The 23026-nt window shown below is 60.3% G+C and carries 20 protein-coding genes, 1 tRNA gene and 1 pseudogene; 12 read left to right on the top strand and 10 right to left on the bottom strand.

Features of this window, described 5'->3' with window-relative positions; translation table 11 throughout:
* Positions 1 to 5: 5 nt before the first annotated feature.
* The 6 genes from LOY37_RS15550 to LOY37_RS15575 all read right to left on the bottom strand — a co-directional run bounded on the left by LOY37_RS15550 (position 6) and on the right by LOY37_RS15575 (position 5712).
* Complete coding sequence (locus tag LOY37_RS15550) at positions 6 to 542, bottom strand: phage tail protein (RefSeq protein WP_045194004.1); 537 nt, start codon at positions 540 to 542, stop codon at positions 6 to 8.
* Between the two features lie 52 nt (positions 543 to 594).
* Positions 595 to 924 (bottom strand): DUF6916 family protein, encoded by a 330-nt coding sequence (locus LOY37_RS15555; RefSeq protein WP_258715192.1) that lies wholly within the window; start codon positions 922 to 924, stop codon positions 595 to 597.
* A complete protein-coding gene (locus LOY37_RS15560) occupies positions 921 to 1424 on the bottom strand; it encodes a GNAT family N-acetyltransferase (protein ID WP_258715193.1) in 504 nt (167 codons plus the stop codon). The genes LOY37_RS15555 and LOY37_RS15560 overlap by 4 nt, the downstream gene beginning before the upstream one ends.
* A gap of 114 nt (positions 1425 to 1538) precedes the next feature.
* Positions 1539 to 3638, bottom strand: a complete 2100-nt coding sequence (locus tag LOY37_RS15565; RefSeq protein ID WP_177329136.1) for an HlyD family efflux transporter periplasmic adaptor subunit — start codon at positions 3636 to 3638, stop codon at positions 1539 to 1541.
* Positions 3635 to 4954: an efflux RND transporter periplasmic adaptor subunit gene (locus tag LOY37_RS15570; protein WP_258715194.1), complete on the bottom strand. Its 1320-nt coding sequence runs from the start codon at positions 4952 to 4954 to the stop codon at positions 3635 to 3637. Before LOY37_RS15570 ends, LOY37_RS15565 begins: the two co-directional genes overlap by 4 nt.
* Positions 4951 to 5712 (bottom strand): efflux RND transporter periplasmic adaptor subunit, encoded by a 762-nt coding sequence (locus LOY37_RS15575; protein ID WP_401286804.1) that lies wholly within the window; start codon positions 5710 to 5712, stop codon positions 4951 to 4953. Before LOY37_RS15575 ends, LOY37_RS15570 begins: the two co-directional genes overlap by 4 nt.
* A gap of 553 nt (positions 5713 to 6265) precedes the next feature.
* Here LOY37_RS15575 and tssF point away from each other — a divergent pair.
* The 10 genes and pseudogenes from tssF to LOY37_RS15620 all read left to right on the top strand — a co-directional run bounded on the left by tssF (position 6266) and on the right by LOY37_RS15620 (position 18632).
* Positions 6266 to 8044: a type VI secretion system baseplate subunit TssF gene (gene tssF, locus LOY37_RS15580; protein ID WP_258715195.1), complete on the top strand. Its 1779-nt coding sequence runs from the start codon at positions 6266 to 6268 to the stop codon at positions 8042 to 8044.
* A gap of 298 nt (positions 8045 to 8342) precedes the next feature.
* On the top strand, positions 8343 to 11060 hold the full coding sequence (locus LOY37_RS15585; RefSeq protein ID WP_258715196.1) for a type VI secretion system Vgr family protein: 2718 nt from the start codon (positions 8343 to 8345) through the stop codon (positions 11058 to 11060).
* On the top strand, positions 11047 to 15606 hold the full coding sequence (locus tag LOY37_RS15590) for an RHS repeat-associated core domain-containing protein (RefSeq protein ID WP_258715197.1): 4560 nt from the start codon (positions 11047 to 11049) through the stop codon (positions 15604 to 15606). The genes LOY37_RS15585 and LOY37_RS15590 overlap by 14 nt, the downstream gene beginning before the upstream one ends.
* Before the next feature lie 2 nt (positions 15607 to 15608).
* Positions 15609 to 16001, top strand: a complete 393-nt coding sequence (locus LOY37_RS15595) for a hypothetical protein (protein ID WP_258715198.1) — start codon at positions 15609 to 15611, stop codon at positions 15999 to 16001.
* Between the two features lie 155 nt (positions 16002 to 16156).
* Complete coding sequence (locus tag LOY37_RS15600; RefSeq protein WP_258715199.1) at positions 16157 to 16765, top strand: hypothetical protein; 609 nt, start codon at positions 16157 to 16159, stop codon at positions 16763 to 16765.
* Between the two features lie 41 nt (positions 16766 to 16806).
* Positions 16807 to 17124, top strand: a complete 318-nt coding sequence (locus LOY37_RS15605; protein ID WP_258715200.1) for a hypothetical protein — start codon at positions 16807 to 16809, stop codon at positions 17122 to 17124.
* Positions 17121 to 17654 carry an Imm15 family immunity protein gene (locus LOY37_RS15610; protein WP_258715201.1) on the top strand — a complete coding sequence of 178 codons (534 nt, stop codon included), beginning with the start codon at positions 17121 to 17123 and terminating at the stop codon, positions 17652 to 17654. Before LOY37_RS15605 ends, LOY37_RS15610 begins: the two co-directional genes overlap by 4 nt.
* Before the next feature lie 39 nt (positions 17655 to 17693).
* Positions 17694 to 17821, top strand: a pseudogene (locus tag LOY37_RS27595) (RHS repeat-associated core domain-containing protein); the annotation flags it as partial.
* Between the two features lie 126 nt (positions 17822 to 17947).
* On the top strand, positions 17948 to 18301 hold the full coding sequence (locus LOY37_RS15615; RefSeq protein ID WP_258715202.1) for a hypothetical protein: 354 nt from the start codon (positions 17948 to 17950) through the stop codon (positions 18299 to 18301).
* 67 nt (positions 18302 to 18368) lie between these two features.
* Positions 18369 to 18632 (top strand): PAAR domain-containing protein, encoded by a 264-nt coding sequence (locus LOY37_RS15620; protein ID WP_258715203.1) that lies wholly within the window; start codon positions 18369 to 18371, stop codon positions 18630 to 18632.
* A gap of 51 nt (positions 18633 to 18683) precedes the next feature.
* Here the strand turns inward: LOY37_RS15620 and LOY37_RS15625 are convergent, their stop codons facing one another.
* The gene (locus tag LOY37_RS15625; protein WP_258715204.1) at positions 18684 to 18890 is read right to left on the bottom strand and encodes a hypothetical protein; all 207 of its coding nucleotides are present in this window, start codon (positions 18888 to 18890) and stop codon (positions 18684 to 18686) included.
* Between the two features lie 367 nt (positions 18891 to 19257).
* Here LOY37_RS15625 and LOY37_RS15630 point away from each other — a divergent pair, with 367 nt between their 5' ends.
* Both LOY37_RS15630 and LOY37_RS15635 read left to right on the top strand, forming a co-directional pair.
* Positions 19258 to 20088, top strand: coding sequence for a methyltransferase domain-containing protein (locus LOY37_RS15630; protein ID WP_258715205.1), 831 nt, complete (start codon positions 19258 to 19260; stop codon positions 20086 to 20088).
* Between the two features lie 45 nt (positions 20089 to 20133).
* Entirely contained in the window at positions 20134 to 20334 is a 201-nt protein-coding gene (locus LOY37_RS15635) for a hypothetical protein (protein WP_213604116.1), read from the top strand.
* A gap of 129 nt (positions 20335 to 20463) precedes the next feature.
* On the opposite strand, the gene LOY37_RS15640 is transcribed toward LOY37_RS15635, so the two are convergent.
* From LOY37_RS15640 to uvrC, 3 genes are all read right to left on the bottom strand, one after another.
* Positions 20464 to 20539: transfer RNA gene (locus tag LOY37_RS15640), tRNA-Gly, on the bottom strand.
* A gap of 63 nt (positions 20540 to 20602) precedes the next feature.
* Positions 20603 to 21163 carry a CDP-diacylglycerol--glycerol-3-phosphate 3-phosphatidyltransferase gene (gene pgsA / locus LOY37_RS15645; RefSeq protein WP_258715206.1) on the bottom strand — a complete coding sequence of 187 codons (561 nt, stop codon included), beginning with the start codon at positions 21161 to 21163 and terminating at the stop codon, positions 20603 to 20605.
* Positions 21164 to 21195: 32 nt separating this feature from the next.
* On the bottom strand, positions 21196 to 23019 hold the full coding sequence (uvrC, locus tag LOY37_RS15650) for an excinuclease ABC subunit UvrC (protein ID WP_045194013.1): 1824 nt from the start codon (positions 23017 to 23019) through the stop codon (positions 21196 to 21198).
* Positions 23020 to 23026: the final 7 nt, after the last annotated feature.

A 23026-nucleotide genomic window follows, 5' to 3' on the forward strand; every position in this document is an offset into this window, starting at 1 on the left:
GTTCATCAACCGCGCGAAGGGAAAATGCCTTCGGTGGCGATGATCATGCTCAGGCCCAGGTACGGGCTGAGGTTGTTGAAGGGCTGATTGCCACCGGCAACGCCACAGCTTTGCGCTGCCAGGTTGGTCAGCGCCGTGGGGTTGCCATAGATGTTGACCGTGCCCAGGTTGGCATCGCCGCTCTGCGCCAGAACCAGGCTTGCCGTGCCTTTGTCGGCGCCGGCAGCTTCCGTCGAGACCATTAGCGGATGGCTGTGCATCGGCATTTGCTGCACGGTCAGCGTGGTGTTCTGGCTACCTCCCGTTTCACCGAGATCGACTTCACCCAGGCCCGGGCCCTGCCCCCAACCGACGGGCGAGCGGCCGCGCAGGTCGGGCAAGCCGAAGGTGACCCGGCCGTCGCCGCCATAGATCGTGCCGAGGATCGAAAACAGCGCGGCGTTTTGCGATATCGCCATCAATTGCCCACTGCACATTGCATAACCACGGGGCGCAAAGTTGCCACCGAACATCTTGATCTCACCGAGGAAGGGATCACTCATCTGGCATTACCTGTTTTTGGGTTGTGGGTGTGAACAGATCAGTTCAGGGCGCTCAGGCCTGCGGCTCCCGCTCACGGTGCAGCACCGCCTGCAGCACATGGCGGCCATCGGGCTCGGGCTGCACCGGGGTCATCAGCAGCAACCATTCCTGCTGCTGCGGACCGATAACGCGGTACACGCCCTGCTGCGGCAGCAGGCCGGCGGGCAAGGCGAAAAACACCAGGAAGCATTCGTGGCGGGCGCTCATGGCCACGCCCTCACTCAGTTGCACGCGTTCGACGGCTACGCGCTGCTGCGGCCCCAGCCAGAGCGCAAAGGCATGGCGGTCGGCCGCTTGCAGCTCGGCGAAGGTGGGCATGGGGAACTGGCCGGCGGCGCTCATGAGGCCTGCGCCATCAGGCAGCCAGGCACCGGCTCACGCCGCAGGCGGCGGTAGACCCCCGACTCGCCGACCGGGATAAAACCAAGCCTTGCATACAGCCGTTGCGCCGGATTGTAGTGCTCGACACACAGCTCGCAGGCCAGCCCGCGCTGGTCGGCGCGGCGCAGCACGTCGTCGAGAATGGCGCTGCCAGTGCCGTGGCCAATGCAGGCGGGCAACAAGGCGATATCGATGAGGTTGAGTGCAGTCTGCCCCCAGAACAGGTACAGGCGGCCGATGGCCTGGCCCTGGCGTTCGACCAGGAGGAACTCACCGTCCGGGTAATGGGCCTGGTAATACTGGTGCTGGGCATTGAATTGCTGGCGCAGAAACTGCGCAATCTGCTCGGCCGACCAGCCGCTGTGGCGCATTTCGCCGGCGCGGGTGGTGGCGTACAAATGCTCAAGGAAAGGCAGGTCGCCTTGGCCGATGGGGCGGAAACTCAAACCGAGTGGGTTCATCGTGTGTAGCGTCCCTGCGAGATGCTGAGCATTGATCCGTCCGCCCCAATGCCCCACGCCTGGCGTGAGATCATTGTGATGGCATTTTATTCTAATTGTCTGACAATCGCACTATCAAAATCCGCTTTCTCTTACCCCCAGCGCAGCCATTCGTCGCCATGCCGATGCCAGCAACGATTGACCCTTGCCTTCGAGCACCACCAGCCCGCGAACCGGGCGTTGCAGGCCCCCAGGCGGGCTGTTTTCGAGGGCAAAGCGTACGCCGTATTGCCCCTGCAGCGGCTGCGCCCGGCGGTTCTCGTCGCGGCGGATGGCGATGGGGCCCTGGTGCTCGGAAACCAGCGCCTCCTGATCGATGGCGCTGACCCCGGTGGTGTCGATATCGCTGAGGCTGACCCGCAGCGAATCGCGCAGCGGATCATCGGCAACAAAATGCCCGGGCGCGCCAGCCTCGACCCGCCACAAGTCCGCTTCGGCCAGGTAACCACGCAGGCGCAGGCCCTCCTCGACCACTGCAGCCAGCGGCAACTGCGCGGCAATCCAGCGGCCCGGTGCCAGGCCCACGGCCAGGTCGCGTATCACCCCGGCGTGCGGCGCGCGCAGGTTCAGGCGCTCGCGCTGGGCGGCCAGGCCACGGTATTCGGCCACCGCCTCGGCCAGGCGCTGCTCAAGGATGCCGCTGTCGGCGGCGGTTTCACTGCGCCCGGCCTGGCGACGCAATTGCAGCTGCAGGATCTGGATTTCGCGCCGTACGATCTGCAGGCGCGATTCCAGGTCCGGTGACTCCAGCACCACCAGCAACTGATCGCGGGCCACGCGCTGGCCGTCCTGCACATGCACCTCGCGGATACGCGCTGCGGTCGGTGCATGCAGGGCACTGACCCGCGACGCTTCGAGCAGCGCCGGCACCTCGACATCGCTGCGCCACGGCAACACCAGCACCAGCAGCACCGCCAGCAGGCCGAGGCCCAGGCCCAGCACCTTGCGCGGTTGCGCTCGCTGGCGTTGCTGCCACCAGTGCTGGCCCTCCTTATAGACCGGCAAGGCGATGAACCAGGTCAGCTCGACCAGCATCAAAAAGATGCCCAGCGCCTTGAAAAACAAGTGATACACCGCCAGGGCGATGCCGAAAAACAGCACTGCGCGCCACAGCCAGGCGGCGTAACCCCAGCTCAACAAGCGCCGGCGCATGGCCGCCGACCACGGCTCGGGCGCCGCCTCGCCATAACCGAACAGCGCCTCGCGCAAGCGCCAGCGGCACAGGGCGAAGGCCCGGCCCTGGAGGTTGTCGACCGCCCACAGATCGCTGAGCAGAAAGTAGCCGTCAAAGCGCATCAACGGGTTGAGGTTGATCGCCAGGGTGGTGATCCAGGTGGCGCTGGCCAGCATGAACGCCGCCGTGCGCCCTGCCCCGTCCGGCAACAGCGACCAGGCCAGCAGGGCCAGGCAGGCCAGCAGCAACTCGGCGAGCACCCCGCCGGCGCCGATCAACAGGCGGGTGCGGCGGTCCTGCACGCGCCAGGCATCGCTGACATCGGTGTAGAGCATCGGCAACAGCACCATGAACGCCAGGCCCATGCTCGGCACCCGGCAGCCGGCGCGTTTGGCCATGTAGGCGTGGCCGAATTCGTGGCACAACTTGGCAAAGCCCAGGGCGATGGCAAAGGCTGCAGCACCGCCGAGGCTCAACAGGTGGGGAAAGGTTGCGAGAAAACGCTGCCAGTCGCGCATGACCAGAAACAGCCCCAGGCACAGTACCGTGGGCAGGCCGTAGCGCAGCAGGTTCGGGCCGAACCGCGCCAGCCACGGCCAGGTACGGTTGAGAAAGGCATCCGGGCGCCACAACGGGATACGAAAGAACAGGTACTTGTGCAGCAACTGGGTCCACAGCCCCTGTCGCTGGCGGGCGGCCTTGTCGGCGTAGCTGGCCCGTTGCTCGTCATCACTGGCGGTGACCAGGTCATGGCCACGCAAAAAGCGCAACAGCTCCTCAATGGCCGTGCCCGGCAGCGGCATGCCCGGTTCGCGATTGGCTGCGGCCAGCACCCGCGCCGGATCGCCCAGCGCCCAGTGCCGCAACAGGCGCATGGCGGGCGCGCCGAGTTTGAAATAGCGCCCGCGCAGCGGGTCGGCCAGGGTCCATTGCGCAGCGCCGTCCAGCCCTGGCGCGGCGGGCGACAGTTGCAGGTCCGGGCGCAGTGCCGGCAGCATCAAAGGCCCACCGTCTGGCGCAGGGCCGCCAACGGCCGGCGCAGCAGGTACAGCGCCAGCGGTGCACGCTGGCCAAACAGCTTGGCGGTGCCACGCAGGCCGATGCGCGGCGGCGCGTCGGTAAAGCGTGCGTCCAGGCGATAAGCCAGTTGCCCGGCCGGAGTGTTCTGCGCTTCGTAGGCGGCGCGTTCGAGCTCGGCGCCATGGCGGTGCAACGGGTCGCTGTCAAGAAACAGCGCCACTTCGGCGCCAGGCTCAAGGTTCAAGGCATCGGCCACCGGCAGCTCGATGCGCAGCTCGGCCTGGGCCGGGTCGGCGATTTCCAGCAGACGCTCGCCGGTCTGCAGTGGCTTGCCGGTCAGGCGCTGGGCGTCGGCGAACACGGCAATACCGGCACGCTCGGCACGCACATCGGCGCGCGCCAGCAGCTCGCGGGCATAATCGCGCTCGGCGCGCTTTTGCTCGACACGGGCGGCCAGCAGGTCAAGCCGGGCGCTGGATTCAGCATCGGAAAAGGCTCGCTGGGTGTTGGCCTTGAGCTCGGCCTCGGCGACCCCGAGGGTGCGCTCGGCAACATCGGCCTGGGCCTTGAGGCTGGTGGCGTCGAAGCGCACCAGCACCTGCCCGGCCTGCACCGCCTGGTTGGGCTTGATCAGGAACTCGGCGATCACCCCATCCAGCGGTGCGGCCACCACCTGGCCGTTGCGTGGCACTACTTCGGCCGGCGCCAACACCGACTGGCGCACCGGCACCAGCAGCACCAGCAGGGCTGCGGCGCCGATCGCCCAGCGGCTGCGTGCCGGCCAGCGCAGGCGCCATGGTTTGCCCGGCTGCAAGGCCAGCCAGGCATGGCTGTAACACTCGCCCAGGTGCTTGAGCAAGCTGTGCTCGGCCTCGACCCAAGGGTTGTCGCGGGCCAGCCACAAACCGCCAAAAACCACACCCTGGCGGTCCTTGAGCGGCAGCCAGAATGCGTGGGCAGCTGACAACGACTGCCAGTCATCGCGGCTGGCCTGATCGAAACTGTCCGGGTTCAGCGGCCCGCTGGTGTCCAGGCGGGCACTGTTGCCCAGTTGCGCGGCGGCATGTTCGATGAAGGCCACGAACGGCGCGTTCGCCTCGACCACGCTGATCGCGGTCAACGCCCGCACCTTGCCGGCAATCAGCAATGCCGCGTGGCGAAAGGCGAACAGCGGCTGGGGATCGTTGACCATGCTGAAGGCCAGCGCCTCGACCGTGGTCGCGGCCCGGGCCTGATGCTCCAGGCGCAGATAATGCGCCAGCAACTGCTCCATGCCATTGGCTACTGGCGCGTTCATGGCTGGCCGGCGAAGTGCGCGGTGCCGCTCATGCCGGCCAGCAGGCCGCGGCTGTCGGCCGGCAGCGTGCCGATCAGCAGCAGGGTCTGGCTGCCTTCATCGATGCGCGCGCCCAGGCGCTTGACCACCGCCTGCAGCGGCGCGCCGGTTTCATCGGGGACGAAGCTGAAGGTCTGTTCCGGCTTGAGCTTGCCCAGCCAGCGCGAAGGCACCAGCAGGTGCACCTCCAGCGAACGGTTGTCGACGATTTCCAGCAACGGCGCGCCGCTGGCCACGCTTTCGTGGGCCTGGACCTTACGGGCAACCACCTGGCCGTCGAACGGGGCCTTGACCTGGCAGCGCTGCACCTGCACCTGATAAACCTGCGCCTCGGCCTGGGCCTGCGCCTGGCGCGCTTCGGCCAGGGTCACTTCGAAGCGCCCGACCGAATTGAGCGCCGCCAGTTGCTGCTTGTTGCGCAGCTCTTCACGGGCCGCACGCACGGCAGCGCCGGCGGCATTCTGCTGGGCCTGGTAAGCGCTGCAATCAAAACGCACCAGCACATCGCCCTTGCTGAACGACTGGCCTTCGGCGAACGGCATGTCCACCACCCGCCCGGCCAGCTCGCTGGCCAGCACCGCCTGCGAGCGCGCGCGCAGCACGCCGCGCACTTCGCTGACGCTCGAGGTCGCGCCCTCGAGCAGCGGATCGCTGTCGGCAGCTGCCTGCGCCAGGCTTGCGACCATCATCAACGCCAGGCACCAGGCTCCGTGCTTCATCTCGCTGCATCCTTTCATTATTGGTTGTATGCGTTGTGTATCGGTTGCAGCGGCGCGAACCTGATTACCGTTGGTCAGCAGCCGATGGCTGGCAACCCAGGCACCGCCCTACGTGCCAGGCACAGGTGGCATGGCAAGTGTAGTAGCGAGGAACATGCGCGATGAAATGCGCGAACTGCAATCAAGGTAAGTGGCAGGATGCTATCAGTGTTTTTCGAGGCGCGGTAGCGGGTGCGAGGGGGTAAACACTATATTTTTTTGGCCCGGCGAGCTGGCCTTCGTCAGCGATGAGAACGATGCTGATTTTGCGCACGGTTCTCTACCAGCAGCACGCTCAAACACGTCTGAATACAGACTCCATAAAATACGAACTTACATCTTGTCAAAACATTTGCATTGACGCTTCAGCCCCTCTGGCGAAAACAATAAACCCAGACCGAGCGATACACAGAAGTTTGAAAAGCAAACATTAAAGATGCTTCCTACAAACAATAAAAAACATTAAACAACTTCCCCCAATACGTTGAAAGCAAACATTCACGCAGGGCCGCACATGTCATTAAAAAGTCGCTATATGGAAGAACGCCGGCGCCTGCGCGAACTGGCCGACGAATTTGCCGAAGACGATCCGCGCCTGGCGCACTTTCTCGGCAGCGAAGCCTCTGACCCCGACGTCGAGCGATTGATGGAAGGCTTTGCATTCCTGACTGCAAAGCTTGCGATGAAGATCGACGACCACCTGCCGGAAATCACCCAGCCGCTGCTGCAACTGGTCTACCCCAATTTCCTTCGGCCCTTGCCCAGCGTCACCCTGGTGCGCTTCGACCCGATCGATCATGCGCTGAGCGAAAGCCAGCTGATCCCCAAGGGTACCGCGCTGTTCTCCAGGCCGGTCGACGGCGTGAACTGTACCTTTCGCACCTGTACCGACGTGACCCTCTACCCCTTGGTCATCGATGAGATCTGCCACATCGACAGTGCCGACAAATCCATCGTCCACATCGACCTTGGCGCGCTGACCGAGCAACCGCTGCGCCAGCTCGACTGCGACCGGTTGAGCTTTCATCTGGGAGGCGCTGCAAGCAACGCCCTGACGCTCTACCAATGGCTGTCACAGCACCTGCACAAGGTGGTTTTGCACATCAACGACCATCGCTATTCCCTCCCGCCCGCGACCTTGACCTTTGCCGGTTTCGAACCCGGCGAGGCACTCCTGCCAAGCCCGGGCGAGCACCTGGATGGCTACCGCCTGATACAGGAGTACTTTTACTTCCCGCAGCGCTTTCACGGCTTCAACCTGACCGAACTGCGCCGCTACTGGCCGGACGCCGCAGCCGAGCATATCCGCCTGGAACTGCGTTTTGACGCGCCCTTCCCCAACGGTTTCCAGCTCGACCGCGACAGCCTTTCACTGTACTGCACACCGGCCATCAACCTCTTCGACCACCCGGCCAGGCCCATCCCGCTTGACGGGCAGGCCGTCTGCGAAGCCGTGCAACCCAGCGGGCGGCAAGCGCAGGCCTATGAGATTTTCAGCGTTGACAAGGTCGCTACCCGACGCCGGGACACGCAGACCTCGCAGGATCAACAAAGCCTGGAGTTCGCGCCCTACGAAGCACTGCCCCGGCGTGTCGAACGCGCCGAAGAGCGTAGCGCACACTATTACAGCGTGACGCTCGAACAAGACCTGATCAAAGAGCGGGCGCGCCATGTCATCCGCCTGCTGCACGGTGATCAACGCCCTTACCGGGGCCAGCAGCAGACCCTGAACATCGACCTCACCTGCTGCAATGGCAACCTGCCCCTGCAACTGGACATCGGCGATATCAACCTCACCACCCAGGCCACGCCCTCGTTTGCCACCTACCGCAACCTGACCCGCCCGACCCGCTGTTACCCACCGGCGCTGGATGACGACCTGCACGGGGATGTGCAGTGGGTACTGCTTTCCAACCTGGCCCTGAATGACCTGTCGCTGTCCTGCGCCGACGCGCTCAAGGCGGTGCTGCAAGTCTATGACTTCGTGGCGCCCTATGACCTGCAGCACAAGCGCGCCACCCAGCGCCGCCTGAACGCTATCGAACACGCCAGCACGGCGCCGACTGACTGGTTGATCAAGGGCCTGCCCGTGCGCGGCATGCTCACCACGCTCAGGGTCAACCCCAACGCCTTCGACAATGAGGGCGACCTGCAGCTGTTTGGCAGCGTGCTCTCGCACTTCATGGCGCTGTATGCCAGCAGCAACTCCTTTCACCAGCTGGAAATCATCAACAGCGTGCGTAACACCAGCTTCGTCTGGCCCGCACGCACCGGCCAGCAGCCGGTGATGTGAACCCGGCAGGCCGCCACTACCTGAGTATGAGCCGGAAAAAACTACGCGTGCGATGCGCTGAGTTGCGTTCAATAACGTGCACTTAAACCGCTCTGTAATCAGCAGAGCAAACTTCTACGCCTGCAAAAAACACCCCAAAAACAACAAGTGACTTTTCCCACAAGCATTTAGGAAGCCCAACAAAGACAAGGCAGTAAGTTACCTCTTACTGTCTCTCCCCTCTGTAAGAACAAATCTTGTTGGACGTTCCATCCACGTCCATTCGACCTGCCCGACGCAATGAACAGCAGGAGTTGCCATGCCCGGCCAGCGCGATGTGCGTTTTACCTTCAGCTCGACGGCTGACATTGACTTTGATGTGGTGTCTTTTGAACTGAACGAGGGTATTTCCCAACTCTATCGTTTGACCATCGAGCTGGTCAGTGCAACCGCCGACGCCGACTTTGCCACCCTGCTCGACCAGCCTGCGGCTCTGACCCTCTGGCAGGGCAACCAGGCCGTTCGCCATGTGCATGGCCTGATCAGTCGTTTCGAACAGGGCCAGACCGGCTTTCGCCGCACCCGCTACCGCGCCGAGATCGAACCGCAGCTGGCGCGCGCGCAACTGCGCTCCGACTGGCGCATCTTCCAGAAACGCAGCGTGCCGCAGATCCTTGAGCAACTGTGCAAGGAGCGTCAATGGGGCCAGGCCCGCCAGCACCTGAGCGAAACCCACCTGCCCCGCGAGTACTGCGTGCAGGCGGGCGAACTGGACCTGGACTTCTACCTGCGCCTGGCGGCCGAGGAAGGCTTGCTGTCGAGCTTCGAGCACAGCGAAGCCGGCCATCGGCTGATCCAGGCCGACCATATCGCGACCTTCGGCGCCATCGAGGGCGGGCCGGTGCTGTATGAGGCCAATCCGGGGGGCGAAGCCTGGCAACCGTCCCTGCGCCAGTTCACCTACCGCGAACAGGTACGGACCAGCTGCCAGACCCAGCGTGACTACACCTTCAGCCATCCGCGCTACAACCTGGAGCAAAACGTGCTGGCCGCCGAGATGGGCAGCCAGACCGTCGACTACGAGCGCTACGACTACCCCGGTCGCTACAAGCACGACGACGCCGGCAAACCCTTCACCCAGACCCGCCTCAAGGCCCTGCGCGGTGATGCGCGCACCGCCGAGGTCGAAGGCGACGATGCGCGTCTGCTGCCGGGCAAGGCCTTCACTCTCAGTGGCCATCCGCGCGAAGACCTCAACAGCGGCTGGCGACCAATCCAGATCAAGCACCAAGGCCGCCAGCACACCGCCCTGGAAGAAGAGTCTGCCGAAAGCGAACACGGCACCTGGTACAGCCTGACCGCCACCTTGATCCCCGATACCGTTGAATGGCATGCCCCGGCGCGCCCCAAGCCATGCATCGAAGGGCCGCAGATCGCCATGGTGGTCGGCCCGGCCAAAGAGGAAATCTACTGCGACGAGCATGGCCGCGTGCGCGTGCAGTTTCCCTGGGACCGCGAAGGCTGCGAAGACGATCGCAGCTCGTGCTGGGTGCGCGTCGCCCAGACCTGGGCCGGGGCGGGCTGGGGGCATGTGGCCCTGCCGCGGATCGGCCAGGAAGTGCTGGTGGGCTTTCTCCACGGCGATCCGGACCAGCCAATGATCATGGGCCGCAGCTATCACGCGATCAACCGCCCACCGTACCGCTTGCCCGAGTTCAAGGCACTGAGCCCGCTGCGCAGCAAAGAGCACCACGGCCAGCGCCACAACGAACTGCGCCTGGACGACACCAGCGGGCAGATCAGCGCCGCCTTGATGAGCGATCACGCCGCCAGTGCCTTGAACCTGGGCTACCTGACCCACCCCCGGCCCGGTGGCGGGCAGCCCCGGGGTGAAGGCTTCGAACTGCGCACCGACGCCCACGGCGTGGTGCGTGCCGGCGGCGGCCTGCTGCTGACCAGCGAACTGCGCGCCCGCGCCGCCTCCCACCACACCGACCTGCCGCAAACCGCCGAACGCCTGAAGACCGCCCAGCAATACCACGCCACTTTCGCCAGCGAAGCCCGCGACCACCTGGCCCAGGAAAGCGGCGACCAGGACGAAGTCGCCGATGCGCTGCAGGCCCAGCACGACGGCATACGCGGCCGCGGTACCGGCAACCCGAATGCCAATCAATACCCCGAGTTCAGTGAACCCTTCCTGGTCCTCGACAGCCCGGCCGGGATCGCCAGCAGCACGCCGCAATCCACCCACCTGGCCAGCGGCGAACACCTGGGCCTGAGCAGTGGCGGGCACACCAGCCTGGCCGTCGGCAAGCGCCTGCTGATCAGTGTCAGCCGAGGCCTGCGCACCTTCGTGCAAAGCCTCGGCTGGCGCCTGGTCGCAGCCTCCGGCGATATCGACATCCGCGCCTTGAAAGACAGCATCAACCTGCTGGCCAAGCTCAAGGTCACCGTCAGCGCCGAACGCATCATCCTCAGCGCCAAGGAGGAACTGGTGATCCAGGCGGCGGGCAGCAGCACCACCTACAACGCCGGCGGCATCAGCCACGCCACCAGCGGCGTGTACACAACCCACGCCACAGACTTTGTCTACAAAGGCGCAAAGAGCCAGGCGGCGGCCTTTCCTGAAGGGCCAAAAGCCGGCAAAGGCAATCTTGAGCTGTTCCAGCACTACGCCAATGGTTTTGCGTTCAAGGGCTCGGAGTATCAGGTCGAGGATGCACTCGGGCAGGTTTTCAAGGGCACGCTGGATGACAACGGGTTTGCGGCGGTGGCAGGCCTGGCGCCAGGACCGGTCAAGGTGCTGTTCGGCACAGACAAGACTCGCGCCGCCTCGGCAGCGCCATTTGCAGAGCAAGCAGCACGATCAGCAGCGACACCCGGCGCCATGACTACCTTGCGACCGTCGCAGGTCATCCAGCAGACGCTGGACCGCCTCTTCGCAATGGAGTCCGCTGATAAAGGACTGCCCCTCTCCCTTCCCGCTATTCCCGCAAATCGAACCAGTAACGGAGGCGGCCCGAATGGCTCGATGTGAAGGTGCGGTCGCGCCCAAGAATACTTTTACCGAAGAGGATGTTAGGGCTGGCACCGACAAACTGGCGCAGTGGCTGACCGGGCTCACCGGTGATGCCGTCAACTGGCGCACTGTTATTACTGTCGGTGAACTGCTACCCGTCGCGGGCTCGATCTTCGCTGCGGCCGATGCGATCGGCGACATCATTGAGCTGGCCCAGGGCGACGCCACCTACAGGGCCGATCTCTACAATTGGGTCGGCCTGGGGATCAACCTGTTCGGCCTGGTTCCGCTTCCTGGAGTCGGAGCAGCCCGAGCGGTCATGCGCCCTTCACTGAAGACCCTCAGAACCACCAAAGGCGACATCAGCCAGGCGCTGCTGACTACCATAGAAAGCGCGCTGGCCGATGTCTGCCCCGGCGATCTCGAGGCATTCATCAAGGAGGTTGAAGCCACCCTGCACAGCATCCTCAAGGCCTTTGCACAAAAGGTCATCGAGGTTTGTAAATTCCTTGCTGACCTCATCCGCTCGGTGGCAAGCGGCGCTGTACAGGACGTGGCACTGACCGTGCTCTTTCCCGGAATCAGCCTGGTAGTTGAAGCGGCTGATGCCTTCAAGAGACGCACCGGATTCGGCTTTGGAAAAGACGATATCGGCTTGGGCGACAGACAAAAGCAACAGTTGCAGAAAACCCTTGAGCCCGTTGCGGCCAGCATCGAGCAGATTGGCAATATCGCCAGCGACAAGATCATCCAGACAGGCAGTGAAACCAATCCGGACAGCCTTCTTAGCATTATCAGGGCGCTTTCCAGTGCCTTGCAGCGACGCAAGAATGCCCCACGCCAGGCCAACATGGCGCCTGGCAGAACCAACGAAGCCAGGAGGCCACAGCCGCAAAATGGCACTCAAGCCAGTCCGGCCCAGCGCTCTGCCCGTGCTGACGGTAACTGCCAAAAGCAGGGAAGCAAAGCTGGCACCCAGTGCAGCATCAGCTTCGCCATGGGCAGCGAAACAATTGTCCATACCGACTTCGAGCTTCCCGGCACCTTCCCCCTGGTGTGGAACAGGACCTACCGCTCCTCACTCTCAGCCTTCGACAACAACCCGTTCGGTGCCCGCTGGATCACGCCGTTCTCCAGCCGCTTGGATCTGAACGAAGATCAACTCACCTACCATGCGACCGATGGGCGTAGCCACCACTACCCGCTTCCCGACGTTCACCATCACCATCTCGACCCGATTGAAAACCTGGTCATTGCGCGCACCAGCAAAAACAAATTGGTATTGCTGCGGGGGCATGACAGCCAGGAGCACTACGAACGGGTAAGCAATCAGTTCCGCCTGACAGCCATCAGCCTGCGCGGCGGTGCCCGCATTGCCTTGCACTACGAGCACCAACACGCTGAACACAGCGTGCTCTCGGATTTGCTCACCTACCAGAACGACACCCCGCACCAGCACATCCATACCCAGATCGACGACCAGGGCCGAATCAAGGCACTTTGGCTCATGCATGACGGCCAAGCGCTTCGACAGTTGGCACGTTATGAGTTCGACCACCAGGGTGACCTGCGCGCCGCCCGCGACGAGCACGATGCTCAATGGAACTATGACTATCAGCACCATCTGCTAACCCGCTACACCGACCGCACCGGTCGCGGCATGAACCTGCAATGGCAAGGCAACGGGCCGGATGCCAAAGCGGTTCGAGAATGGGCCGACGATGGCAGCCAGGACACCCGCCTGAGCTGGGACCCGAACATCCGCCTGACACGCCTGCTCGACGCCAACGGTCAAGAGACGCTGTATTACTACGATGTCCTCGGCTACACCTACCGCATCATCCATCCCGATAGCAACGAGGAGTGGTTCTATCGCGACGACGCCAAGAACGTCACCCAGCATATCCACACCGACGGCAGTGTCGACAGCTACGCCTACGATGAGCGCGGCAACCTGGTTCAGCACACCCGCCCCGACGGCACCAGCGTCCACCATGCCTACGACGACCAGGACCTGCGCTTCAAGACCCGCGATGCCGAGGGCGGGCTGTGGAAGTACGACTACGACCCGCGCGGCAACATCATCGAAACCCTCGATCCGCTGGAGCACAAGACCCAGTACAGGTACAACAGCGACAACCTGCCCGTTGCCATCATCGACGCCAACGGCGCAGAGAAAAAACTCGCCTACAACGCCGACGGCCAACTGATTCGCTACACCGACTGTTCCGGCAAAGCCAGCCAATGGCGATACAACGCGCTGAGGCAACTGTCCCAAGTCACCGACGCCGCGGGCATGGTCACCAGCTACCATTACCAGGCAGGTCAGCTCAGCCGTATTGTTCACCCGGACAAGACCGAGGAGCGTTTCGAGCGCGATGCCGAAGGGCGTCTTCTCGACCACATCGACGCCCTGCAGCGCCGCACCGTCTGGCAATACAACGAAGCGGGGCTGATCCAGCAACGCCAGAACGCCGATGGCAGCATCCTCAACTACCGCTGGGACCGGCTTGGCCAGCTTGTCGAGCTGCGCAACGAGAACAACAGCACGGCTACCTTCAAGTACGACCCGGTTGGCCGCCTGCTGAAAGAAACCGGTTTCGACCAGCAAACCACCCACTACCTCTACGACAACGGCAGCAACCAACCTACCCGCCGCCTTGATGGCGATCGCGTCACCTGTTTCGAATACGACCCCCTGGGCCGACTGCTAATGCGCCAGGCAGGCCAGAGGACGGCGCAGCAATGGCAAACCGAAACGTTCGCCTACGACGGTAACGGCAATCTGCTGCTCGCCGAGAACGACGCCTGCAAGCTGCAATGGTTCTACGATGCCGCCGGCAACAACACGCGCGAACACCAGTACCTGCGTTACCTGAAAAAGCCCCATGTTGGCATCTGGCGGCACGAGTATGACGCGCTGAACCAGCGGGTTGCCACGGTCCGTCCCGATGGCCATCGGGTCAGTTGGTTGACCTATGGCAGCGGCCACCTGCTGGCGCTGAAGCTGGACGATCGGGAACTGCTGAATTATCAGCGTGACGACCTGCACCGAGAGATTGGCCGCGAGCAAGGCAACGGCCTGCAACAACGCCAGAGCTGGACACCGAACGGTCACTTGCAGGAACAGACCGTCGCTCGACGCGGTGAGTCAAGCCGCTTGTCAGTGCGCAACTACCGTTACGACGTTGCCGGTCAGCTCACCAACATCCAGGACCTGCGCCGTGGCGCCATCAACTACCGCTACGATCCTGTTGGCCGCCTGCTCGAAGCAGGCAGTTTGGCAAATAGCGAACATTTCGCCTTCGACCCGGCCAGCAACCTCCTCGACCCGCAGGCACCCCAGGAGCGCAACGGCTACCCGCGCAGCAAACTGCTCGACAACCTGCTGCGCGACTACTGTGGCAAGCACTACCTCTACGACGAACGCGGCAACCTCAAGGAGCGCATCGAGAACGGCAAGAAAGCCACCTTCAGCTGGGACCTCTACGACCGCTTGACTCACTACGAGGATGATCGGCTGACTGTCTACTATGCCTATGACGCCCTCGGCCGGCGCCTGTGCAAGCGCTCCCGCGCCAAGTACCAGAACCGCCGCGAGGCCGGTCCCGCATGGAACCAGAACGAACAGCGCAAGCTCGATCAGCAGTACGGCTGCGGCAATACCCTCTACGGCTGGGATGGCGACACCCTGGCCTTCGAAAACCGCACCCATGACCTTGGCGCCCGCCTGACCCACTACGTGTACGAGCCCGGCACCTTCGTGCCCGTTGCTCAAGCGCTGGAGCACCGCTCCATCAAGTTGCTGCTCGAGCCCGTCTACGACTTCCCCTACGACATCGAGCGTGATCCCGTCTGGCAGCACAAGCCCGCGCCAGCGCCCTTCGATGCGTTTGCCTGGTACCAGTGCGACCACTTGGGCACGCCCATGGAGCTTACCGACGAACAGGGCGAAGTGGCCTGGAGCGGCACCTACAAGGCCTGGGGCGCGGCACAGGAGAAACGCAGCGACACCGCCAAGCGCGCGGGCATCCACAATCCGTTGCGCTTTCAGGGGCAGTACTTCGATGTCGAGACAGGGCTGCATTACAACCGGTATCGGTACTATGATCCGGGGGTTGGGCGGTTTGTTGGCAAGGATCCGATCGGGTTTGCGGGTGGGTTGAATGTATTTGCTTATGCGCCGAATCCGGTTGAGTGGGTTGATCCGCTGGGGTTGGCGAAGAAAAACTGCAGATGCGAAGAAGATAATCACTACTGGGGCCCCGAAAAGCCAAGAGCTCACAATGCAGCTCCGAACTCTATTTATACTAAGACCGACCGTACTGGCTCCGTTGCTGTCCAAAATACAGTATATGATGAAAAAGGCTCCGCCATTGGCCAGATTGACTTTAAAAATCATGGAGGCAAAGCTACTTCAGGGCATGGACACATAATATCACCCCCAGGAAATCTATCCGCAGGCCATGGCCCTGGAGCCGTGCATATCGAGCCAAATAAAGTGCCGAAAGGATGGAATAAAATACCAAACGGAATGCTTCCAGCCATACCTATAGGAAAATGATCATGACAGAAAACGCAGAGAAAATTCTCAATGAATTTCACAACTTTGATGACGGACTATTACTAACCTTTGAGTATTCTTACCCAACCAACCAACCATTAACAGCACGAATAGTAGCTTATGGAAAAAACCACAGCACAGAAAACCAACACTGGGAAAAAGTAGAGTTCTTGGCAACTGACATAGAAGAAATAAAAATCAAAATAAAAGGAAATCAATTCAACTCAATAACCACTGGAATAAGACTATTGAAATTCAACAATCTTTGGTGCCTGGATATAGACGGAAATTACAATTTCGACAAAGACCCAGCATCACTAAAAGAAATTCAGCAATATGGAGAGTGCTACATCATAGCCAGCAGTATAAAAGCACGAAAAATAATAGAACTATAATATAACGCACCCTCAGCACCTGGACGACCTTACCCCACCTAAAATGAAAGAAGGAACACCTATCTTGACGCAGCGGACCAGCATCCAAGGGAGCAAAACAGCACACTCACCTTAACATGCTGCATCGCACCCTACAAAAGAAGGAGTGGGTAAAAATGTCAAAGCGAATCCTTTGGAAACAAGGAGACTTTATTGTCATCGGGCTAAAAAATGGGGATTATACAATTGCACAAATGCTTACAAGTCCAGTGCTGCGCTTCTTTGACATAGTCTCCCAAGAGGACGACTGGGCGACTGTAGAGTGGCGCAACGTAAAACCGACATTTCAAATTTTTGTTGCAAACACCGTCCTGAAAGAGCTGGGCATTCGAAAAATAAAGATTGACTTACCGCCCTCTTCCAACCTAGATCCATTTTGGATAAAACCTTATACCTCCATGGATGTACAGCACTACAAAGGCAAGCCATCTGACTTCCCCTTTTTGGGCGGACAACTCATAGATCTAGGACCAAACAACGACAGAGAAACAACAACAGCGCCAGTATTAAAGCATGACTTAACACTACCTGAAGACCGAGAAAAAATCGAACGATATGAACTCACTAACATGTGGGGCGACCAAGACCTAGAAGATCGATTAGTACGATTTTTTCGTACCGGAATTAACAGAGACGATCTGAAATATGAAATTTTTCCAACACTATGGGCAGACCGTGCGCAACTTAGGCCTTTGACTCGCAGACTTCCAATTCCTCTTAGATAAAGAGCTTTGTTGGAGAGGATCCGGTTGGGTTTGCGGATGGGTTGAGTGTTTATGCCTATGCGCCGAATCCGCTTGAGTGGGTCGATCCGCTGGGTCTTGCAAAAAAGAAGATCAAGGCAAGCGGAACACCCAAACAAGCGCAAACCAAAGTTAAAAGGGAGCAAGCAAAGTCTGAAATTGATCGTATTGACGCCCCCCAGCAGAATGTTCCTCACAGCCAATGGCATGCACGCTGCCCATGCGGCTCAGGTTACAACCTTGACAGATCAATCCACGACAAGGGCAGAGGCGATGTAACATTTTCTAGAAAAACAATCGAATGGCTTAACGAGCATGGCTGGAGCATACCATTAAAATGAAATTAACAGATTTGTACATTTCGATAATAAGCAAGGAATCATATGATGATATGGACGTATTTTTCTTGAGCTACGAAAGCTTTGAGGAAATCCCACTTATTTCAAGATACAACAGACTTGACCAGCTTGCCGACATATTAGGGAAAAGCAACACTCTAGACTTTTTGATTGGCCTTTCAGCGTTTCTACTTAACTCAATCGCCACCCTGACAAGGGTAAAAAAACTAAATGAGGACGAACTTTTCATAGCAATATCATTTACAGATTTTGACAATCCTTACGGAAGCGAACCCATAATCCCAAATATCTTTATCTACCCCAATCAAAACAAAGAAAACGACTTCCATCAAAGTCTAAAAAACAACACCCCCAACAAAAAATCCATTGAGCTAACAACAATCCAAAAGCACTTCTCAAAATGCAACTTGGAAAATAGCTTTATATTTTACGAGAGCAGATTTTTTGACCCCGCTTGCGATGAAGAAATTGTAAGGATATTTGCCGTCCCCAGGCGTCCCCACAAAACATAATGCCGGCATAAGCGACGAACACAACAGAACAAAAATATCGAGACCGGCCTGCATTACAACCGGAACCGATACTATGATCCAGGGGTTGGGCGGTTGTTGGCAAGGACCCGATCGGGTTTGCGGGTGAGTTGAATGTTTATGCCTATGCGCCGAATCCGGTTGAGTGGACAAGCAAGAGTATCGCAAGATAATGCTAGATCCAACATTCACAGAGCTTATTAATACTTCGAGTCTATTGGAGTTAACAAATCAACTCCAACACGCACAGTAAAAAACAGACGAGGATCACAACGATGAGAGTTCTCCCACACGAAGCGTCCAAAGAATTGCTTAGCATCATTACCTTGCTCACAAACGGCCAGTATCAGAAAATTGAGAGTCTTACATCAAAAGGCGGATTGACTGCCGACGAAATGTGCAGAGCGATAGATGATTATGGACAAAAATTAACCACACCAACATCCGAAGAGCTCAACTCAAGTATTGACGCCATAAAAATTAACTGCAGCAACAAAGAAGCCTGGTCAATTCAACTACCACTCTGGACTGAGGAAGAAGGAGAATCAGATCTCACGTTAGAGGTCACCGTTACATTAAGCAATGGGGATGGCATACAAATACAAATTGAAAACATTCACATCCTATAGTATTCATGCCCCCAACAGAGGGCGTCCGAAAAATAGCGACATAGTTACACGCGATGCTGGAGACAACATGAGAGCAATTGTTCGCCTCAACGACTCGACAGACCACGGCGGTACTGTGAGTAATTCCATCCCTCGTACGGACCTCAACGGCAAACCAATAGCCGGCAAAGGCAACCTAGTTTCCTGCCCACTCTGCAAAGGCATCTTCCCCATCATCGAAGGCAGCAGCACCTACAGCATCAACGGTATCCCGGTCGCGCTCGACGGCATGAAAACCGCCTGTGGCGCCAGCCTGATTGCCAGCGCCTCTCACGGCAGCGTGCATCGATAACCCAAAGCCAACGAGCACTTTGTTCGCACGGATTGCGACCACACCTCAGCGTCAACGGAGGATGAGGCCATGGGCCAACTGAAAACCCGAATTGCCGAGCTGAAGCAAGCCCTGCAACAGCTTGTCGAGCACAACGTCCACAACCCGGACGACGATGACCACTGGAGCGGCGTGCTGTTCTTCTGCGCCACTGACGAACGTACCTGTACATTGGTCGAGCAGGTTGAAATCCTCGCCAGCGAGCTGTTCTTCGAACATCCTCGACAACCTTTTGCGCGACTATTGCGCCAAGCACTACGTCTACGACGAACGCGGCAACCTCGGGTGACCACTCAACCAATTTGCAAGACAATGTGTCCAGGCGACCGGTCAGTCGAGTGTATGAAATGTCGTTGAGGCGCGTACCAGAGCCTTGGCTGAAAGCATTTAGCAAAACCGGCAGGCTTCGCGCCCTGACCCCTTGCGATTTCTCCCCATCCCGCCGCTTGCCCTGTGCACGCTCCTTGCCCGAAGATCCAGCCTGGCGATAGCAGATCGTCGAAACAACTCAGGCAAAGGACTTACCGTGAACAACAAGAAATCGCCAAACTCAGGCGACAGCCTCTCACCGCCCTGGACCACCCATATGCCGCGCGCACTGCACCAGCTGGAGCAGTTTCGCCGCGAGTACACCCGCAACTGGCGGATCAATGCCAACAGCCACCGCAACCAGGGACACTATGCCTGGATGACCGCTCAGGTTGAGGGCTACCTGCGAATCCTGGAGATTGGTTGCGGCGTCGGCCATTCCACCCTGGCGCTGCTGAAGAATGGTCACAGCGTGGTCTGCGTGGAAGAGAACCCCCACTGCATAGCAGCCACTCAGGCCCTGCTCTCAGAACACGGCTACTCGGTCGCGGTCATTGCACGCGAATCTGCCCAAAGCCTGGACGACAACGCCTACCGACTCGACTACTGCGCGCCGGGTGATGCGCCCAAGGCCGACTGCCTGCTGATCGAAGGCGATGCCCTGGGTGACCCGCAGCTTGAGCAGTGGCTCAAGGCCCAACCTCGATTCGACGCAGTGGCCTGCTGGCTGCTCGGCACCCACAACGCCCGAGGCCACAACGTCGCGGTGGACACTCGCCTGATGCCAAGCGCCTTCGAGCACCGAATTTTCGTGCAGAACAGCGTCTATGAACTGGCCGATGAAGTGCTGCGTCCCGGCGGATTGTTGAGCGTGATCGACCGTGGGCAAACACCCGACACGGACGTTCTCAAGCACGCCGTCCTTGGCGGTCACCGTGATCAGGCCAGTGTCACCTCATTGCAGGTCGAGAAGCTGGAGCACACGCCCTACATGCAGACCCGCGAGGAAGGTGCGATGGGGATGCAACTGACAGCCCCCGTAGCCTCTGCCGTACCGACCGGTCCCGTGACGCTGTCGCTGACGGCGGTTACTTCGCGCAAACCCTGAAGCGGCTGCCCCACTGCCACTTCACAGACCGTCAATGGAGAGCCAATGGACAACCCGCACCGAAACCTCAAGGCCGCTGCCGATATCCGCCAAACCCTGAAGGCCCTGCAAGAAAGCCTGCCACTTTTGGCAGCCAAAGGCTTTGCCAAGGAAGCGCACCGAATTGGCGAAATCGTCAAAGACACGCAGAAGACGATGGACCGCATTGCCGTAGACACGGATGGTGAATTCATCTCAAGGCACTGATGGTTCAACGATGCGTCAGTGCCCTGGACCAGACACCTGCCCAGCACCGAACAGCAGAAACGAAAAAAGGCCCCGAAGGGCCTTTTTTCTATCACCACAGCACTCTGCTGAATGCTGTAGCGCCATATTTGGAGCGGGAAACGAGACTCGAACTCGCGACCCCGACCTTGGCAAGGTCGTGCTCTACCAACTGAGCTATTCCCGCGTCGTGATGGGGGCTATTGTAACGATTCAATAAATCTCGTCAAGCCCTTGATTCAAAAAAGCTTTATTTCTGCTCCGAGCCTTCGCGCAGGTGCGGCCAGGCGGCGCGCAGGTAGTGCACCATCGACCACAGGGTCAGGCCGGCAGAAATCATCAGCAAGGAGTAGCCAAGAATCACCCAGAAGTTCAGCACCGGTGGGTTGGCCAGCAGGATCACCAGGGCGAGCATTTGCGCTGCAGTCTTCCACTTGCCCAGGTTCGACACCGCCACGTGCGCCCTCGCCCCAAGCTCGGCCATCCACTCGCGCAGCGCCGAGACCACGATCTCGCGGCCGATGATCACCGCCGCCGGCAGGGTCAGCCAGAAGTTGGCGTGCACTTGCACCAGCAATACCAGGGCCACCGCCACCATCAGCTTGTCGGCCACCGGGTCCAGGAAGGCACCGAACGGCGTGCTCTGCTGCAGGCGACGGGCCAGGTAGCCGTCCAGCCAGTCAGTGGCCGCGGCGATGGCGAAGACACTGCTCGCTGCGATATAGCTCCAGTGATACGGAACATAGAACAGCAAAATGAAGATCGGAATGAGCAGGACGCGAAGAACGGTAAGCAGATTTGGAATATTCATCGGCACAACTGGCTGCAAAGTGAGCGGGCATTCTACTCGCTATGCAGGTTGGCATAAATCGACTCGGCAAGCTTTTTACTGATTCCCGGTGCTTTGGCGATTTCTTCGACGCTGGCGCGGGTCAGTTCCTGCAGGCCACCAAAATGTTTGAGCAGGTCGCGGCGGCGTTTCGGGCCGACCCCGGCGACGCCTTCAAGGGTCGAGGTGCGGCGGGTCTTGCCGCGGCGGGCGCGGTGGCCGGTGATGGCGAAGCGGTGGGCTTCGTCGCGAATCTGCTGGATCAGGTGCAGCGCTGGCGAGTCGCCCTTGAGGGTGAACTCGTGGGCCACGTCGTTCAGGTACAGGGTTTCGAAACCGGCCTTGCGCGTGGTGCCCTTGGCCACCCCGAGCAAAATCAGGTCGGGCACCGCCAGTTCCTGCAGCACTTCACGGGCCATGTTCAGCTGGCCCTTGCCGCCGTCCACCAGCAGCACGTCGGGCAGCTTGCCCTCACCGTCCTTGAGCCGGCCAAAGCGCCGGGTCAGGGCCTGGTGCATGGCCGCATAGTCATCGCCCGGGGTTACGCCTTCGATGTTGTAGCGGCGGTAATCGGACTTGAGCGGCCCTTCCGGGCCAAACACCACGCACGAGGCGACGGTGGCTTCGCCGCTGGAATGGCTGATGTCGTAGCACTCCAGGCGCTGCGGGGTTTCGTCCAGGGCCAGCACCTGGGCCAGGGCCTCGAAGCGCGAGGCCATGTGCTGACGGTTAGCCAGGCGCGCGCCCAGTGCCTGCTCGGCATTGGTCACCGCCAGTTGCTGCCAGCGCGCACGGGTGCCGCGCACCCGGTGGCTGATAGTCAGCTCGCGGCCGCGCAGGGTTTCGATCGCGGCGGTGATGGCGGCAAAATCCTCGTGGACGACGTTGACGATCAGCTCGCCCGGCAGTTCGCGCTCGGCGTTGCCCACGTAATACTGCGAGAGGAATGCGGCCATGACCTCGGCCACCTCCTCCTCGATGCCCACTTGCGGGAAGAAGTTCTTGCTGCCCAGCACCCGCCCGCCGCGCACGCTGATCAGGTGCACGCAAGCACCGCCGGGGTTGACGAAGGCGGCGACCACATCGACGTCGCCGCTGCCGCCTTCCATGCTCTGCTGGTCCTGCACGCGGCGCAGCAAGGCAATCTGGTCGCGCAGCTCGGCGGCCCTCTCGAATTCCAGAGCCATGGCCGCCTGTTCCATCTCGGCGTTCAGCTCGTTGGTCAGCTGGTGGCTACGGCCTTCAAGGAACATCACCGAGTGGCGCACATCCACCGCGTATTCTTCGGGTTCGACCAGGCCGACACAAGGCGCCTTGCAGCGCTTGATCTGGTACTGCAGGCACGGCCGGGTGCGGTTGCTGTAGTAGCTGTCTTCACACTGGCGGACGAAAAAGGTCTTTTGCAGCAGGCTCAGGCTTTCGCGGATGGCGCCAGCGCTGGGGTACGGGCCGAAGTATTTGCCCTTTTGCTTCTTCGCCCCACGGTGGATGCCCAGGCGCGGGTAGTCGCCGTCGGAAAGAAACACATAAGGATAGGATTTGTCGTCGCGCAGCAGGATGTTGTACGGCGGCCGCCATTCCTTGATCAGGGTCTGCTCGAGCAGCAGCGCCTCGGTCTCGTTGGCGGTGATGGTGGTTTCGACCTGGGCGATGCGCGCCACCAGGGCAGCCGTCTTCGGCGCCAGGCCAGCTTTGCGAAAGTAACTGGCGAGGCGCTTCTTGAGGTTCTTGGCCTTGCCCACATACAGCAGCCGGGCCTCAGCGTCGAACATCCGGTAGACGCCCGGGCGACCGCTACAGGTCGCCAGGAATGCGCTTGAATCGAACACAGGTGTCATGAATGCG

This window comes from Pseudomonas sp. B21-012 (assembly GCF_024749305.1).
In the GTDB taxonomy this organism is placed as follows: Bacteria; Pseudomonadota; Gammaproteobacteria; order Pseudomonadales; family Pseudomonadaceae; genus Aquipseudomonas.